Raw genomic sequence first — 16311 nt, 5'->3', positions numbered from 1 at the left:
ATTTGCCTCGAGAAAGGTTGTGACCTCGAGCGGCCAGGAGACAGGGGAGTCATAGTCGATGAGCACGGCCTCTACTCGATCTTCGCCATGAGGCGCCCTGCCGCTCCCTGCTCCGCCGCGAGGTTGCGATTGTAGGCGAGCGGCATACGGGGCGACTTCCATCGTAACGCGTCCATGATGCCGGCAAGATCCTCGCCGCTGGCGAACAGATCCTGATTAAGCCCGATCCGCGTCGAATGGGCGCTGATTCCCTCCAGCAGCCGCGCCAGATCCTCGGCCGTGAGATCAGGGAGTGCTCCGCGATCGAACGCCCGCTGGATCATCGACCGAAAGATCGTCCCGATCGACCCCGGGTGCAGCGCGACGTTGCCGACGTCATATTCGACCCGCGCCCTCACTGCGGGCTTGGAGAGCGTCTTGCGCAAATCCCAGGTCTCTCGGCCCGAGATGCTGTCGATCGGCCGACCGCGCACGGCGGCGCGCGCCTTGTAACGCCGCACCTGTACCCGCCGGAACAGCGGCCCGGCCACTATCTCGGCCGCCTCGGTCCAGGCCGCGATCGCCCGAACGGTGCGCGGGCTGAGGTAGGCGGTGGCCCCCTCCCCGTCCTGATCACCCTTGCTACGCAGGATCTGCAGCAGCCGCGCCTCGGGATCGATCGCCTCTTCAATATGCTCGACAGCCACCGCCACTAGCTCGGACGCGCGCAGCCCGGTGTCATAGGCCGCGGACAACAGCGCCCGATCGCGCAGCCCCGGCAGATCGCTTCCGCAGCTCTCGAGCAACGCGCGGATATTGAGCCCCCGCGCCTTGTCGCGTTCGACGTCGCGCACCGGCCCCTTGAACCGCAGCGGCCGCGCCTGCTTCTGCGCCGCCCCCTTCTCGCGGCGCACCGCCTGCAGCCGCAGCTTCACCAGCGGGGCCGGCGTCGGATCCTTCAGGTCGAGCAGCTGGTGGATCTTGGCGATCGACGCCTTGTAGCGGGATAGCGACGCCGGCCGGCTCCCCTTCCCTGCCCGCGCGTCGAGGTAATCGGCCACGACCTCCGGTGTTGCCGGCAGCGCGATCCGGTTGTGACGCCGGCACCAGCGGTCGAACGCCTCAATGTCCGATTTGAGCGCGCGGATGCTGTGCGGCGACGAGGCGGCCTGATAAGCGGCGATCAGCGCCTCGTTGACGGTGATGCGCTCGCCGGCGCGCATCTGCACGATCGTCCAGGCAAGGTCGGCCGGCGCCGTGACCATCGGTAGAACCGCCTCACGCACCGCTACAGCGGTTTCAAACCCTTCCAAGGCGGTTTCGGTGCTCATGACGCGCCACGCTCCTCAGCGGCGCTTGTACCGCACGTTATAAAGGGGCGTCAATTCCGCTTCTGTGATAACTGCAATTATCACATATCCATAAGGGGGAGGCAACCAAAGATCACTCGCTTAAAGGTCATTATTGTTGAATTTTCGCTTACAAAAGCTCCAGAAATGCAGCTTTTCAGACATGGCGAATTTTGGCATAAAGCGGCTGAAATGGCCGTCTCCCCTGCCCCGCCCGACCTGCTGCTCGCCTATGCCGAAGCCCAGGCCGCCCTCGCCCGCCTCGCCGACCGGGTGACGCTCAGCCCGGTGCGCGGCCCCCTCCAGACGCGGATCGCGCTGGCCGAGCGCCAGGCGCTCGCCGCCCTGGACTCGCTGGACCTTCCCGAGGACGCACTCACAGTTGATGCGCGCGGGCGCGTGGCGACGACCCCCTATGACCTCACCCACTGGAAGCAGGCGATCGGCCAGCCCATCGCGCTCACCGCCCTCGCCCACGATCCCGCCGCGCTGCTCGCCTGGCTGGGGGCCGATCAGCCCCGGTCCACGGGGGGCGACTCGCTGCTGACGGCGGCCGATCGCGATCCCACCGAACGCCTCGCCGCGATCACGCGCTGGCAAAAGGCACCCCTGCCCCCCACCCCGCCATTGCTGCAGGCGGCGCGGATGGCGGACCTTTGGCGGCAGCACGCGCCGCTCGGCCGCGGCGATCGCGTGGCCAGCCTGCTGATCGGCGATCGCTGGGGCGCCGGACGCTGGCCGGGCTCGAGCGGCGGGTTGACCGCGCTCGGCCTACGGCACGCCGGCGGCCTTTGGAAAATCGCGCGCGGGGGCGATCTCGACCGGCTCTGGCTCGACGCGGTACGCGTCGGCGCGGATGCGCATCTGGAGACCGAGACCCGGCTGCGCGCCTATGCCGGGCGGGTTGCCCCCCATTTGGCCTCGCGCCGACGGCTCGGGCGCTTGAAGGAAGTCATCCTGTTCGCGATGGCCCGGCCGGCGATCAGCAGCGCGCAGGTCGCCCAGGCGCTGAAGCTGACCTCAGCGGGCGCGATCAAATTGCTGTCGATCGCAGTCAGCGAAGGACTGCTGCTCGAGCGCACTGGGCAGGCGAGCTATCGCAGCTACGCCATCCCGGTCAGTCAACCTGTCCCAGGTCGACCTGCCCCGGGTCGGCGGCGCCGGCCGGCGGCTGATCCCTTTGCTGCTGATTTTTGGACGGAGGAGGATGGATTTTCCGGCGTTGAACAGCGGAGCGGAGCAGCGGTTCTAGATGTTGCGACGGCTGATCATTTCCCCTCGATGCGACCCGGTGAACTGGAACCATAGTCGGGAACTTAGTGGACAGCGCTTTCGGCAGCATTCGGGATCACACGTCGCCTTGGTGATGGGTTAAGTATGGGAATTCTGCGGAAATATGTTCAAGGCGCTTGGGAAGGCTATCTTTTTTAGTTCATAGGAGGTCGACATTCGCTACCAGTGACCAAGCTGCAAGACCCGCTGGCTTGATCGAAGCGATCTTTCGGTCGGTTGCGCTGCCGATCGCACGAAGAGGCTTATTGACGTTTCGATCTCAATTGTTGCCCCCTCCCCTCCCCTTCCGTCCTTCGAACCAGTCCGCCACGCTTATACTTAGGGTGCCTTGTGGCGATGAGACGACGGTGTGGCTCCCTCGGTTCCTACGGCTGAGTCGCAATAGTTAACTGAGCCGTGGATCCATTTTCTGCCCATTCACTTTAGTCTCAAGGAATGTCAGCGGCAGTGATGTTCTAGGCCCCCTGCCCTCTAACATATCACCACGCGACGTACTCCCGTCGCCGGCTCACATTTATTGGGTGACTGGACGTACCCGCCTGATTGCGTCTCTCACTGTGCACCGATGCGTTATTTTGTGCTTTTCGTGTCGTACTTCGCAAGTGCTGAGCTGCTGAATTGTTCTGGGTCGCATGGATATGCCGAGGCCAGCGTCGTTCTAAGTAACTGTAATATCTTACTTTGTCATATGTGCCGCATTCTATAGTGCGCTGTGTGCCGCGCTGTGTGCCGCGCATTTGCGGACGGCATCGCGTTCTGACGCGCTTATGATTGCGCAAGCGAGTTCAGGTGCGCGTTTTACCTCGCTACCGACAGCGCTGTGTGATGCGAATGTGGGTTGAGCAGCGCGTCTGCACCCGCAGTCGCATTGTCATATGCCATCCACAGCGCTTGGAGCCGCGCTTTCTCTCGCGACCGCAATGTTGCACGCGCTGATAGGTGTGCTATCGGATTGCACCGCGCGGCAACTGGCGCTAAGGAAGGCGCTAACTAATTGTGCCGCGCGGACTATCGTACGCTACAACCGTGCGGCGCCACCGATACACAGGGAGCAATTTGTGCCAGTCATCACCATCGCGCAAAGCAAAGGCGGAGCGGGCAAGACGACGCTTGCCCTTGCGTTGGCATCCGAATTCGAGGCGCTCGGCGGGTCCGTTTTTATGTTGGACGCCGACAGACAGAATAGCCTTCTAAACTGGCACCGAGATCGAAATGCCGGGGGCAGGGGAGGGGACTCCCGCATCACGGTCGAAGATGCTTCGCAGCTTCGTGATGCCGACATTGGGGCCGCGATAGCCCGAGCTCGTGACACTGCCCAGTTGGTTGTCGTCGACTCCGAGGGCACGTCAAACTTCAAGACTGCCTATGCCGCCATGGATTCCGACTTCGTTGTCATCCCTACGCGGTCATCGCGGCTCGACCTCGAGCGCACTGTCGAAACGAGTGACATGCTTGAGAAGATGTGCCGCGGCGTTCCTTATCGCGTTCTCATCACGCAAACCGGGCAGGTTGCCCGTTCCAAAGCGGAATGGGAAATTGATAACCAGATCAGAAGCGCGCTTCCTACGTTTGGCGAACAGATGTTTACGCTCGATGCCTTCCGAGCAATGTCGAACTACCGGATGACACTTGCGGAAGTCCAAGAATCGAACCTCGCAAAAACGGACAAGGCCCGCCGTATCGCGCAAAGCGTCCTGGCCGATATCCTCAGCGAAATTCAAAACAAGGAGGCGATCAGTGCCTGACGAGAAGCCTTCGGCAAGCAGTATGGGCGATATCATCAGCTCAACAAGGCAGCGCCTTGAACAGCCTGATGCAACCGCAGACCGGCTTAAGAGCCTCATCGCCGCAACGCCAAAACCCACGCCTCCGCCTCTGGCGCCGGTCCAACGCGATCCCGCCGGCTCATCGCTCCCGTCTAACTATTTTCCTCAGGTTGCCGCTGACATGGCGGTCACTCCGAAGCGAAAGCCTCAGCGAGGACCCGCTCGGTCGCTTCATATTAGCATGCGTCTCTCACCACCCGAACGCGATCGCCTCGTGCGTTGGTGTGATGACCGCAATTTGAGTCTCCCTGACGGGATCATGGCGCTTATCGAGTTGGCCGAAAGTGAGGGGAGGGGCCCAGTCTAGCCACGGTCGTCGTTTATATGAGGAACCGGGGGAGGGTGATCGGGTTTACGCCTTCCCGCGCATACCAACGAAGCCTTTGCAGAAGCCTTCCCATGCCTTGTAGAGCGCAGAGCCTGTAAGGGTCAGGAGGCGATCCCCCATTTTGTCACGGAACGCCCTGGCAATTAAGTCTTTGTCCCAACCGCCACCAAAGTCGGCTACGATCGTCAGTAGGTGCTGATCTCCACAGAAATGCAATGATCCGGTTGGGAAGGGCCTACTTCCGGTCAGCTTTGACACAGTGACAGCCGTTATCTCCTCAACCGCCCCGTCTCTTCGCGCGCGCCTCCCGATCTTCGGGCGATCCAGTTCTTTCGCGGTCTCTTCCTGCTCGTCAGGATTTTTAGGGCTGAACGTCAGCTTGACTGCCTCGACCGGCCGTCCCCGACCGGATCCGCGGACCTCTTCCCATTCAACGGTAAAGTCGGCCAACTGATCAATTTCAGATTTGGACTTAGCGAGAACATCGCGTCGAAATTCGGCAAAGTTCTTGAAACTCCCTTCCGGCACACCAAGCCTGCGACGCAATTCCTCAACGTTCATTTTGACTACGCGGTTCTGGCGATTGATGATCAAACAACCGAGATCGTAGAGAGTGAGCGAATAGCGTGACTGCAATGCAAGCATCACACCGAGGTTAACCCTGGCATAGTAATCGGAGCGTTGGATGACGCGCTTGAAGCTCTCCGAGAACTCATACTCGACCACGCTCATGCCATCTTCGGATATTTCCTCTACACAACTGGAGAGGAGGGACTGCGACATGATTGCCGGTTTTCCCTTCTTCGTGGTCGTTCGAATTCGGACGATGACACGCAGCAGTTCGTCCATCACCGGCTGAATTCGTTCATTACCTTTGTGAGAGCCCCGCAGCTCCTTCTTCGTAATTGTGAACGTCTTGTTGTCCTCGCCGGCTTCTGGTCCAGCCTTGCGCAACATAAGCGCAAAAGCCTTTCTTCCGGCGGCACTTAGCGAGCCGGTTTCGAACTCCGATTCGACTAATTCCCCCGGCTTGCTTACAAAGTCTAAGTCGCGACGGCGAATCGCATCAGCGACCCGAAGCGTCCTGCCTAGGCCCTCCAGGTCGGAAGTAACCTCGATTTCAACGGTGTCCGAATCGAGCTTCATGTGAGTTGCATATCACTTGTTTCTCATAATGAGAATATCCCCCCGGTTACTCATATAAACGCACCCCCGATCGCTCACATAAAGATAAATACGGCCTAGGACGGCGACTCGCGCTGCCAAGCTGAGTCGCAGCGTAGCCCCCCAAAAACTCATATAAAGATCTTGCGAGAGCGGATGCGGGAAGACGTTCATATTCAGCTCACCGCTGCCACACCCCCCACAGCTCACATAAACATGGACGTATATGGTTGATTTTACTATCTTTTCAGATACACCCCCAATCACTCATATAACACAAGCGAATTTTCCTTCCCGGAACCATTTGGCGCGGAGGGTCGCCCCCCCCAATTCCTCATACAAAGACCGGTCACCGCCTCCAAAGCCCCCGAAAACTCACATAGAAGGATCCGTGAAACCGATATTAATTCCGCAAGACGCCGTTTTTGACGCGGAATCAGCGGTTTCCTGGTCGTTCTTTGGTCCGTTCGCATGGGCCCCCGAGAACTCACATAATCCCCCGATCGCTCAGCTTCATGCCCCCTATGCCTCGCATAGACGCCCCCCAGAACTCACGTATAAGCCCCCGCTTTCTCATATGGAGGCACATTAACATATTGATTTATATCAGTTAATTTCCTCTGAATCTTAGAATCAAGGAATCTTTGAAGCTCCCGCGCTCCGCTTGGGCCTTTGATAATTTTGATTTTAAAGGCAGCGCTCAAGTGCAGCGCCCATTCGCAGCGTCAGTGGTAAAGGAAGGAGCAGGAGGCAAAGGGAAAGGCAAACCCTCTGGCAGCCAAGCCGCTTTAGGAGCCACTGACCTTCTTGATCCCACGTCATTGCTCGTTGTCGTTACCCGCAACGGTCAGCAAATTTGCCGCAATGATTCTGACGCGCAAGGTTTGCAGGATCTGCACAATGTCGGGCGCCAACATGCCAATCTTACTATAGTCAGGCCCAGCCCAAGGCTTCGAGGGTGAAACCGATCGCAACTCCCCCACGATCTTGGCTTTGAGATAGGGGTCTTCGGCTTGCCGGGCCGCAAATACGGAATGTTCACCCATCCTGATCCGATAAAGGGTTGGCATATCCGCCATGATGATCCTCTCAGCTTCGACGGGACCAAGCGTGCCATCATCACGTCGCTGACGGACTGCGCTCACCATCGTGTCAAAGTCCCATGGCTGAGCGAGACAGAAACCGGATTCAATGCGCAATTCAGTCGGACTGTCGAATTTTACATGCTCGACGGCGAGCGCGGTCAGCGCCTCAGCCATTCTGCTGACCTGGAACAGACCGATGACTGAAATAACGCCGGTAGAATTAATCGCCGCCTTGGGATCGCATTTTGTCGCGAGGTACGAGACGGGTGGAACGCGAACGTCGGCAACGCCGGCGTGGTACAAGTCATTTGATCTCATCTGGCCTCCCAACACCCCGGTTCTCAACTGCTTACAGTTTGGCACGGCCATAGGCCAAGCGAGGCACAAATGTAAAAAATCGTTGAACAAGTTTTGCCATCGGTCGGCATGTCGGGGCGGGTTGGTCGGAGGCCGTGCATATTCCACACTGTCTGCGTTAGCCGTGAGCTGGTATCGATTCATGCCTGAGCGAAGCTATTCTCTTCCTCAGTGGCATCCGTCCCCTCATGCCTGACTGCTTATAGGAGAGGGGGGCTAAGTCGAGTGGAGACTGTGCAAACGCTCGCTCTTTCCGTATGACGAGATGAAAAGCCTTTTCAACGGGTTAAGCCGGTTGAACCTCTGTTGCACGACCAGAAAATTCCTGTTTCATGGAGCTGGGCTGCGGTGCTGCCTATGAGATCAAGAGAATAACCACCCGTGGGGTTACGGCTTCCACGTTGTGGACCCTCCGTTTTTTCTCTTGATCCCGTCAACCCCGCTGCCTCGTCACCCCCATCAGGAATTAGCCTGATCGAGTGGAGGTTAAACCAGTGCAGAACATCGCTGAATTTCGCATCATCGGCCGCATCGGAAAGATTGCGGAGCTCGACAAGGTCACCAAGGTCTCTGTCGCCGCAAACTACAACCGCCAGGATAATGGCGAGTGGATCACCGACACCCACTGGAATGAGGTGACGCTCTTCGGTCGGCTGATCGAACGCGCCGCCAAGGCCGAGAAGGGTGACATGGTTCACATCGCGGGCCGGGTCCGCCAAAATTCCTACGACGCCCCCGAAGGCAAGCGGTACACGGTCGAACTCATCGCAGACGGCTTTGCTATCCTGGCCAAGGCGAACGACGCCGAACTGGCCAGCAGCTAGAAAGCGTGGGGCCGCTTGGGAGCGGCCCCATCTGATCGTGGCAATTGCCTTTAATCAGGCGGGCAGCGGTTCGATGGACCGCTGCCCGCCGTCTGCTTGGGTCAAGCGATCGCGAGTAGGACCAATTGGGAAATGGTGGAGGTAGGATATGAGCGGCATTGCAGAAGCGGGCCTCGTCTTCCTTGTCATCTTCGTGCTCGGATTTTTCGGGAAGCGTGACGGTGGGGCAGGGCGGCGCACCCCTAATGAGGATGAGGAGACCTGGTGGTTTGCCCGGCGCTCCTGGTGGGATGACCGGCGATGAAAACGATCGCCGTGAACATCGAGAAGGGCGGGGCGGGCAAGACCACCATCGCCTGCCATCTCGCCTGGCACCTTGCCGATGCTGGCCATCGTGTTCTGGTGCTCGACCTCGATCGGCAATGTAATGCCTCAACAGCGCTGCGCGATTTTGCGCAGCTGGGATCGTGCAAGCAGCTTTTCGAGAATGGCTTCCAGACGCCGGTCGGGGAGGGACGTGCGATCTACTCCAACCGTATGACCGGCGAGTATGATGCCGACTATGGGAAAGCCCTTGCCGCATTCCGCGCCAATTTCCCCGCGCTGTCGGAGGCTTATGATTATTGCGTCATCGATACGCCGCCCGCCTGGAGCTGGATCAACTTCGCTGCGCTGATGGTCTGCGATGATCTGATCGTGCCGGTGGAGCTGGGGCCGTTCGGGCCAGACTCCACCAAACAGCTTTCCAATTCGATCCAGACCGTCAATCAGAAGGGACGCCGAACCCCGATCCGGATTGCGGGGCTGGTCGCCAACCGGGTGAAGGCCAACGATCGTAATCAGCTCGCGATGCTGGATGAACTCAAAGCCAAGATCGGGCGCAATCTGTTTGCGACCCATCTTCCTGACCGGGCGCATTATAGTCAGGCGGTTCAGGCCGGGGTTCCGGTTTGGCGGTTCGACAAGGATGTTCGCACCTCCCTTCCCCCGATGCGTGCCTTTCTTGAAGAGGCGATGGAGAGGATCAAAAGCTGATGGACTTTGGCAACTTCGACATCTTCGCAGCTAAGGACGAGGTCGGGAGCCAGGAGAGGGTGATGTCGCTCGATCCTCAGCAAATCTATGCCGACCCCAACAATGTGCGCCGCGCGATTGACCAGGCGGAGATTGATGGCCTGGCCGAGACCATCGCGGCGCGCGGCCAGCTACAACCGATCATTGTTGCACCGGCTGATGATGACGGTCGCTATATGATCCAGTTTGGAGAGCGCCGCTGGCGTGCCTGCCTTCAACTGGGTCGCCCGGTACGCGCGATCGTGCGGGAAGTGTCCGACCCCGATCAATTGCGCATGGATCAGTTCATAGAGAATGATCAGCGCGAAGAATTGTCGGTGCGCGACATGATCGCTTTTGTTGCCGATCAGGTGGCGGGCGGCAGAAGTATCGCTGACCTAGCCCGCGGCACTGGTCGCGATCGTGCGCGCCTTTCCCGGCTGCACAGCCTGGCGTCAGCGCCGGATTTTATCGCAGCTCGCCTGGACGATCTGCCCATCCGCGGTGCGGTGGCTTTGATGAACGCCGCAGCCAATGACGAGGCGGGGGTAAGGCTGTTCCTGGATCGGGCGCCGGTCGGCTCCCTGACGGTCGCCGATTGCGAAGCCTTCGCTCGCCGCGACACGGCAGCGCGAACGCTCCCGGAAACGCAGGAGCGCGTTTCCCCGGCGCCCGTTTCGGCCGTACCGACCCATGTGGCAAAGGCTCAGAAGCTATCACAAGATGCACCGTCCATTCGCCCGGATCGGAAGCAGAATGAAGACGCGCGGTTCATCGACATCGATGGAAAGCGCGCTCGCCTGATCGAAGCGGTGGTGTGTTTTGAAGGTGAAGACCAGGCACGCACCATTCGATTTTAACCCAGCGCCAGAGCCTGCATTCTCTTCCGCGTTTTCCAAGTCTCCCCGACTGACAGAAGGCTGTGGCACGCGCCACAGATTGGAGCGTGATTTTGTGGAGATTGATTGAGGGCAGGATAGGGGTTGTGGTGTTCGTTGTATTACAGTAGCTTAGCAGCACAGGAAGAGGATCGCCATTGTGACAACCTCCACTGACACCAAAGCCAGCATGACAGTCCGCATCGATCGGGCGACGCTCGACGCGTTCGACGCACTTGCCCAGGGCAGGGGAGGGCGCAGTGCCCTCCTGCGGTCCTTGTTGGATCAAGCGATGCGCCAGGCTGGTGAGGCTCCCACTGTCGAGGCGCGCACGGAACGGGCGACCAATCGCATTACCTTCCGCGTGACGGATACGGAGATGGCGGTGCTCAGCGTCCGTGCCGCCCAGCGTGGAACCGACAGGGCAGGGTGGGTGAAGGCGCTGATGCGCCGACACCTCGGTCTCAAGGGTAATGTCGACGACGGGTTGCGGACAAGCCTTGGCCCGGTGCGGATGCAGTTGCAGCGGATCGGCCGCAATATCAACCAGGCTATGAAGGCGGGCAACGCAGCGATGATGGCCGACAACGGCCTGCAGCTTGAAAGTGAGCTGCGCACCATCGTCGAGATGCGGCAGGAAATCAGTGCGCAGGTGGCGGTGCTTGATGAAGCGCTGCGCAATGACCTCAGCTACTGGAAGGTGGCTGACTGATGCCCTTTGGCGAGCGCGAGGATGAACTGTGGGGCGTGCTGAAGCCGGTATTTCGTCCGCGCGTCTTCGGCGATCCGAACCTGGCTTATGCGAAGCATCTTTTCGATCAGACCGGTCCGTATCGGGCTGGCGGCGGCGCGGCTGCGACGCGGGCGGACGCTCGTGCGGTCCTGGCGCGGGTTGTCCGAAGGGCACCGGAGGTGCTGGTGAAGGTCACCGGACGCAAGAAGGGCGCCGAGCATCTGGGTGCTCATCTCGCCTATATCGGGCGGCACGGCGAGGTCGCTGTGGAGACGCGCGATGGCGAGGTGATTGCCGACAAGGGCGAGCTTCAGCAGATTGCGCAGGAATGGTCCGAGCCGCTCTACTGGCGGGAGCGGGCGACGGTGTCGGCGGTGGCGATGGTCTTTTCCATGCCGGAGGGCACCGATGCCGAGACAGTAAGGCAGGCGGCGCGGGAGACCGCCGATCGGATGGTTGGCGACAATCATGATTATCTGATGGCGCTGCACACCGACACGCCCCGGCCGCATGTGCATCTGACGGTGCAGGCCGAAGGGCTGGATGGTCGGCGCTTCGACCCGCGAAGGGAGGATCTCTTCAGATTTCGCGAAGTCTTTGCGGAGGCGCTGCGCAGCCGCGGTGTCGAATGCGAAGCGACGCCGCGTTGGACGCGGGGGCAGGGGAGGGCGGGGACCAGCATGGCTCTTGCCCAGATGCGTGAAAAGATCAGGCAGGGTGTGTCGCGGCAACCGACCGAGGCTGACATGCGACAGGCTCGCGAGGCCTTAGCCATCGCCGCTGGAAAGGCGACGTCGCCGGAATTCGTCGTGCGCGCGAAGGAGCGGTGGGTCGCGACGAGGCAGAAGTACGAGCAGGCTGCGGAAAAGTTCGAGCGGTCTCAAGATCCGCGTGATCAGGCCCTCGCGAAAGAACTTCGGTCGTTCCTGAAAGATCGAACGACCATCGAGACTGTGCCGGACCGGGTGCTGAAGGATGCGTTGGAACGCGTACAGCGCGCCCGGGTGCAGAAGCGCGACAATTCGCCGGAGAGACAATCTTCCGGTCGCTCACCGCCTGATCGAAAGCGATAGCCCGACACGCGCGGACAGGTGATTGCTGCGTTGCGCAGGAGGCTGTCAGCCTTCATATGCCGCCAGCGATGGATGAGAATATGACCGCCATGATTCTACGCGTTATTGAGCGCGCTCCGCAATGGTTGCGGCATGATCTGGAATCGAAGGACACCAGCGCGCGTCGTCGTGCGGAAGAAACCCTGGCCGCTATGATTGCCGACGCGCTTGCTAATCAGACCGGCACTTGCTCGCAGGGCTGAAGCGAACCGGTTTGGCGTTCGGTATCTGGGCTCATCGTTGAAGGTTTGCTTTCTCGAAGCCGTGCTGCGCGACCGACGAGATGGTTTGGTCGACGAGCTTCCGCTCGATGAAGCCGAACTCATGGCTCGATCCGTTGCGGCGATCACGCCAGAACGCGAGCTCCGCAACGGATCGAGCCATAACCGCCCTTGCCAGCATGGGGACGCCCCGCTGATGAAGGCGAGAGGTTTCGTTGACATCCTCGATGGTTTTAAACTCGCGATCCGATAACGGATGACTGGTCCCTTCGCGTTTTGCGACGGGCTGGAGCCGAGATCAGTTAACGCCAGTGACCCGCTGCGCAAACTTTACCGTGTCAGTGATAATGCTGGCGCGGTAACGAAACGGACGGGCCATTGCTGTCACCATGCCGATATGACCGATGCCGGGATAGCGCTTGACCTGGACCGCGACGCCGCCAGCTCGCAGCTTTGCGGCGAGGGCCTCGCTGTTGCGCGCGCGCACGGTTACATCTGAACCGCCGATCAGAAGCAGTGTAGGAGGATCACCTGCGCCTGCCCAGCGTACAGGCTGCGTGTCGGCAGGTTTGGGCCATGCGCCGAAGGCTGCCTTGCTTGCAGGAACGTCGAATGGCGCAAAATCATAAGGGCCGGCGATCCCGACTAGCCCCTTGATCGCGATTCTATCCTTGCCAAGCCAGCGGTCGTCGACCGCTAGCATTGCAGCAATGTAGGCGCCCGCCGAATGACCGCTGACCACAATATTGGTCGGTTCGCCGCCATGTTCCCTTCCATGAGCAACAATCCATCGAATGACGCTGGCACCATCCTTTACAAAGTCGGGATAGAGATTGGCGGGACCGACCCGATAGTCGGGGATGATGACCAGAAACCCCTGTGCAGCCAATGCTCGGCCGACAAAGGCGTAGCCATTTCGCGTGCCACTGGCCCAGGAGCCACCATAGAAGAACAGGATGATCGGCAGCCTCGCTTCCGCTGCAGCGTGACGCGGCGCATATATGTCCAGCTTTTGCCGTGTTCCCTCGCCATAGGAAATGTCGCTCGCCACTTTGACGCCGCCGTCATCCTTGGGAACCAGCATGTCGAATGTCAGCAGAGGCGAGCACGCCGCGCCGATCATGGCGGTCACAAGAGTTGCTCCTGCCGTTGCCCATCTGAATCGCCGGTTCATTGCCCCTCCACCCAAGACGAATGATCATGCGCGGCCCAGCGCGAAAACGCCATCGGGGCGTATGTGACAGAACTTCTTCGTGGATCGGTTCCCTTGACCGTCAAACCATGGTCAGCCAGGCAGCGAGTTAGGGGAATACCAAAGTAAAATGTAAAAGGGTGAAGCTGGGCCGAGAAGCTCGCCTTTGGGTCGCACCTCAGCTATCTCGGTCCGGCACTAAAAATGACCCGACTATCATGAAGATAATCGGGTCAGTAGAAGTCTCTCAGCTATAAGCCAGAGCCTTCGGGTCGCACGACTCCTATAGCGCTTTTTTGCGACGAACCGAACAAGATTAACTTTCGTTCAGGCAATTTCCCGACGAGTCGATGGAACTTAATCAGCTTTCGGGAGTGCGGTCTGCGAAATGCATCACCGGATCGATGATGCCGGCGGGTAAATCCCTACGATGATGCGGAAAACTTCATGAAACGCTTAAGGTCGAGGCGGTCTCCTCCTTGTATGACGCTGACGCCGCCCCTGCCTCCGTATCGCGCGGGCCGGCTCGGGCGTCATCATTGAATTTCATTAAAATATGAGCTTCAGCATTTTGTTGAAATAGCGATTTTAGTGAACCGTTGCCATTTTCACCGGAATGGCGTATTCAACGTGTCGATGAAAAGGCATAAAATAGTGAACGCAGAGCGCGAAGCCGCCCGTAGCCTCGAGTTGTTCCTGGCGAATCTCCCCAATGTTGAGATTGAGGAGATTCTACGCGACGATCCAAGCAATAGCGACAAAGGCATCGACATACGTGTCGAGGGCCGCTTCGCAGATAGGCCACTCCATCTCGCGGTGGACGTGAAAAGCAGTGGCCAGCCGAGGATCGTGAGGGACGCGGCCCGTCAACTGCGTACTTACCTTCGGGACGCGCATAGCGATGCCATACCGATCGTCATGGCGCCCTACTTGTCGCCTCAAGCCCGTGACGTTTGCAAGGATGAGCGGGTTGGATATCTCGATTTCATGGGTAATGCGCTGATCGCATTCGATAGCGTGTATATCGAGCGCGAAGTTCCAGGGCGTCCAGAAACGGAGCGGCGGGTGTTGCGGTCGCTTTACCAGCCCAAATCGGCGCGCATTTTGCGTCGACTGCTGGCCGAGCCTGGCCGGAATTGGCGAACGGTGGAACTTGCTGAGGCCGCCCAGGTGAGCGTCGGTCTGGTCAGCAATGTCGGCTCTGTACTGCGGGAAAGAGGATGGGCCGACCAGACCGATGCCGGCCTGCTTCTGAGCGCGCCTGGGGATCTGCTCGACAGCTGGGCGGAAAATTACCGGCCGCCCCAGGGCGAGGAATTCAGGCGCCATACCACCCTCCACGGCAGTAGATTGGCTGAGCGACTGCGAGGTCTCGACGCGCTCGACGGCAAGGTGGCGCTCGCCTCATTCTCGGCGGCTGAATGGCTGTCTCCCTTTGCCCGTCATCCCAATCATTACTTCTACGCCGATGAGGCGGGCCTGGCCGCGCTAGACCAACTTCTCGCAACGACCGAGGCGCCAAAGGGTGCGAACGTCATCATCGTCGTCCCGGAAGAAGAAGGGGTTCTGGATGATGCCATACCGGTGGGCGAAGGACGGATTGCAACCAGTCCTGTGCAAACCTATCTAGATTTGATGCAAGGTGGGGATCGCGGGCAAGAAGCCGCTGCCCATCTTCGGCAAAAGCTCCTACATCGGGCTTCATGAATCAGGAACCGCAGTCAGCCACCGACTATGATGATCGTACCAGTAACGCCGTTCGTTCGGTGTTGGTGGAAATCGGCCAAACTCTTGGTAGCTATCGGGGCAAGTTTGCCGTGATCGGTGGCGCTGTCCCTTGGTTGCTGCTTGAAGAAAGCGATATGAAGCATGTCGGGACGGCTGATATCGACCTCAGCCTTGATGCTGAGGCGCTTGCTGCGGATGATCAATATGTCGGATTGGTAGAAGCGCTTCGGGAACAGGGTTATGCCCATGTTGAAGATCTGAAGAATTTCCAGATGGAGCGGACTTTCGATCCGGGCGATGGCGGTGCCCCGATCACGATCGTCATCGATTTCTTGCGTCCTTATGACGCTGTCATCGAAAAGAATCGGCCTGCACTCACAGCGGACTTTGCCACCCAACGGGCGTTTGGAGCAGATCTCGCCACACGCTTTTATGAAATGGTAGCGCTCGAGGGAGCGATGCCTGGCGGTGGCGTCAACAAAGTGATGATCGCCGTTGCATCCATACCTGCGTTGTTGGCGATGAAAGGCCACGCCCTTGATGGCCGGAATAAGCCCAAGGACGGATACGACATTTATTATTCGGTTCGAAATTATCCGGACGGTATCGAGGCGCTGGCGGAAGCCTGCAAGCCGCTCCTCCACGAGCAGAGCGCAGTAGACGGCTATTTTAAAATCGCAGGTAAATTCCGCCGACCGGATGATTTCGGGCCCACCAGCGTCCGCCGTTTCGTTGAAAACTCTGATATCCTCGATGATCGCAGCCCAGACGAGTGGCAGCAGGATGCCTTTGGTCAGGTTGTGGCGTGGCTAAAGGCGATAGGCTTCGATCCGCAGGCTGGATGAGCGTGGACCCGTAATTGTGCAACACGCTGTTGCACGAACTGGCGTGGGACGAAGAGATATCACAAGCCAGCGGCGCCTAGCCGGTGGTTCGCGGCAGAGACAAAGTCGTTTCTTTCATATACATAAACGCGATTCCGCGTATCCTTCGCCAGCAGCGACCCGGCTTCGGTCAGGACCACAATGCTGTTTCTTCGTCGGCCGCTTTGCCGATTCAATTGTTTGGGTGCTGCTATCGTTCCCGAAGTACCGTCTGTGGATAAGATGGTGAAAGGAATGTGGATAAGTTTGGCAGTGATCGCTCGATCCGCCGCGCCCGGAAGGAATCGGCGCGCCGAGGTCGTTCA

Annotated in this window: 16 protein-coding genes; 11 read left to right on the top strand and 5 right to left on the bottom strand. The window is 59.4% G+C overall.

Annotated elements, in window-relative coordinates; translation table 11 throughout:
• Positions 1-71: 71 nt before the first annotated feature.
• Positions 72-1310 (bottom strand): site-specific integrase, encoded by a 1239-nt coding sequence (locus tag VVT58_RS22830; RefSeq protein ID WP_066564349.1) that lies wholly within the window; start codon positions 1308-1310, stop codon positions 72-74.
• Between the two features lie 165 nt (positions 1311-1475).
• On the opposite strand from VVT58_RS22830, the gene VVT58_RS22825 reads away from it, so the two are divergent.
• Both VVT58_RS22825 and VVT58_RS22820 read left to right on the top strand, forming a co-directional pair.
• Positions 1476-2636, top strand: coding sequence for a hypothetical protein (locus VVT58_RS22825; RefSeq protein WP_327753078.1), 1161 nt, complete (start codon positions 1476-1478; stop codon positions 2634-2636).
• A 1043-nt stretch (positions 2637-3679) separates the two neighbouring features.
• Positions 3680-4366: a ParA family protein gene (locus VVT58_RS22820; RefSeq protein ID WP_066564752.1), complete on the top strand. Its 687-nt coding sequence runs from the start codon at positions 3680-3682 to the stop codon at positions 4364-4366.
• A gap of 433 nt (positions 4367-4799) precedes the next feature.
• Here the strand turns inward: VVT58_RS22820 and VVT58_RS22815 are convergent, their stop codons facing one another.
• A complete protein-coding gene (locus VVT58_RS22815; RefSeq protein WP_066564348.1) occupies positions 4800-5921 on the bottom strand; it encodes a replication initiation protein in 1122 nt (373 codons plus the stop codon).
• A gap of 836 nt (positions 5922-6757) precedes the next feature.
• Entirely contained in the window at positions 6758-7327 is a 570-nt protein-coding gene (locus VVT58_RS22810) for a hypothetical protein (protein ID WP_352000177.1), read from the bottom strand.
• A gap of 548 nt (positions 7328-7875) precedes the next feature.
• On the opposite strand from VVT58_RS22810, the gene VVT58_RS22805 reads away from it, so the two are divergent.
• The 7 genes from VVT58_RS22805 to VVT58_RS22775 all read left to right on the top strand — a co-directional run bounded on the left by VVT58_RS22805 (position 7876) and on the right by VVT58_RS22775 (position 12184).
• Complete coding sequence (locus tag VVT58_RS22805; protein WP_066564749.1) at positions 7876-8205, top strand: single-stranded DNA-binding protein; 330 nt, start codon at positions 7876-7878, stop codon at positions 8203-8205.
• Between the two features lie 148 nt (positions 8206-8353).
• Complete coding sequence (locus VVT58_RS22800) at positions 8354-8509, top strand: hypothetical protein (protein ID WP_158511808.1); 156 nt, start codon at positions 8354-8356, stop codon at positions 8507-8509.
• Complete coding sequence (locus tag VVT58_RS22795; protein WP_066564747.1) at positions 8506-9240, top strand: ParA family protein; 735 nt, start codon at positions 8506-8508, stop codon at positions 9238-9240. The genes VVT58_RS22800 and VVT58_RS22795 overlap by 4 nt, the downstream gene beginning before the upstream one ends.
• A 62-nt stretch (positions 9241-9302) precedes the next feature.
• The gene (locus tag VVT58_RS22790) at positions 9303-10118 is read left to right on the top strand and encodes a ParB/RepB/Spo0J family partition protein (RefSeq protein ID WP_327753077.1); all 816 of its coding nucleotides are present in this window, start codon (positions 9303-9305) and stop codon (positions 10116-10118) included.
• Between the two features lie 178 nt (positions 10119-10296).
• Positions 10297-10848 carry a hypothetical protein gene (locus tag VVT58_RS22785; protein ID WP_082749257.1) on the top strand — a complete coding sequence of 184 codons (552 nt, stop codon included), beginning with the start codon at positions 10297-10299 and terminating at the stop codon, positions 10846-10848.
• Positions 10848-11942, top strand: a complete 1095-nt coding sequence (locus VVT58_RS22780; protein WP_066564744.1) for a relaxase/mobilization nuclease domain-containing protein — start codon at positions 10848-10850, stop codon at positions 11940-11942. The genes VVT58_RS22785 and VVT58_RS22780 overlap by 1 nt, the downstream gene beginning before the upstream one ends.
• A gap of 68 nt (positions 11943-12010) precedes the next feature.
• Positions 12011-12184 carry a DUF6771 family protein gene (locus tag VVT58_RS22775; RefSeq protein WP_327753075.1) on the top strand — a complete coding sequence of 58 codons (174 nt, stop codon included), beginning with the start codon at positions 12011-12013 and terminating at the stop codon, positions 12182-12184.
• A gap of 31 nt (positions 12185-12215) precedes the next feature.
• Here VVT58_RS22775 and VVT58_RS22770 read toward each other — a convergent pair whose 3' ends face one another.
• Together VVT58_RS22770 and VVT58_RS22765 are read right to left on the bottom strand one after the other, a co-directional pair.
• Positions 12216-12383, bottom strand: coding sequence for a hypothetical protein (locus VVT58_RS22770; RefSeq protein ID WP_158511807.1), 168 nt, complete (start codon positions 12381-12383; stop codon positions 12216-12218).
• A gap of 117 nt (positions 12384-12500) precedes the next feature.
• Positions 12501-13325, bottom strand: coding sequence for an alpha/beta hydrolase (locus VVT58_RS22765; RefSeq protein ID WP_237230236.1), 825 nt, complete (start codon positions 13323-13325; stop codon positions 12501-12503).
• A gap of 723 nt (positions 13326-14048) precedes the next feature.
• On the opposite strand from VVT58_RS22765, the gene VVT58_RS22760 reads away from it, so the two are divergent.
• Positions 14049-15101 (top strand): type IV toxin-antitoxin system AbiEi family antitoxin, encoded by a 1053-nt coding sequence (locus tag VVT58_RS22760; RefSeq protein ID WP_237230221.1) that lies wholly within the window; start codon positions 14049-14051, stop codon positions 15099-15101.
• Positions 15098-15967 carry a nucleotidyl transferase AbiEii/AbiGii toxin family protein gene (locus tag VVT58_RS22755; protein WP_066564736.1) on the top strand — a complete coding sequence of 290 codons (870 nt, stop codon included), beginning with the start codon at positions 15098-15100 and terminating at the stop codon, positions 15965-15967. The genes VVT58_RS22760 and VVT58_RS22755 overlap by 4 nt, the downstream gene beginning before the upstream one ends.
• The last annotated feature ends 344 nt before the right edge of the window (positions 15968-16311 follow it).

Origin of the sequence: Sphingobium sp. SJ10-10, assembly GCF_036038995.2 — a bacterium.
In the GTDB taxonomy this organism is placed as follows: domain Bacteria; phylum Pseudomonadota; class Alphaproteobacteria; order Sphingomonadales; family Sphingomonadaceae; genus Sphingobium.
The sequence above is the reverse complement of the archived record's forward strand: the minus strand, read 5'-3'. Positions and strand labels throughout refer to the sequence as shown.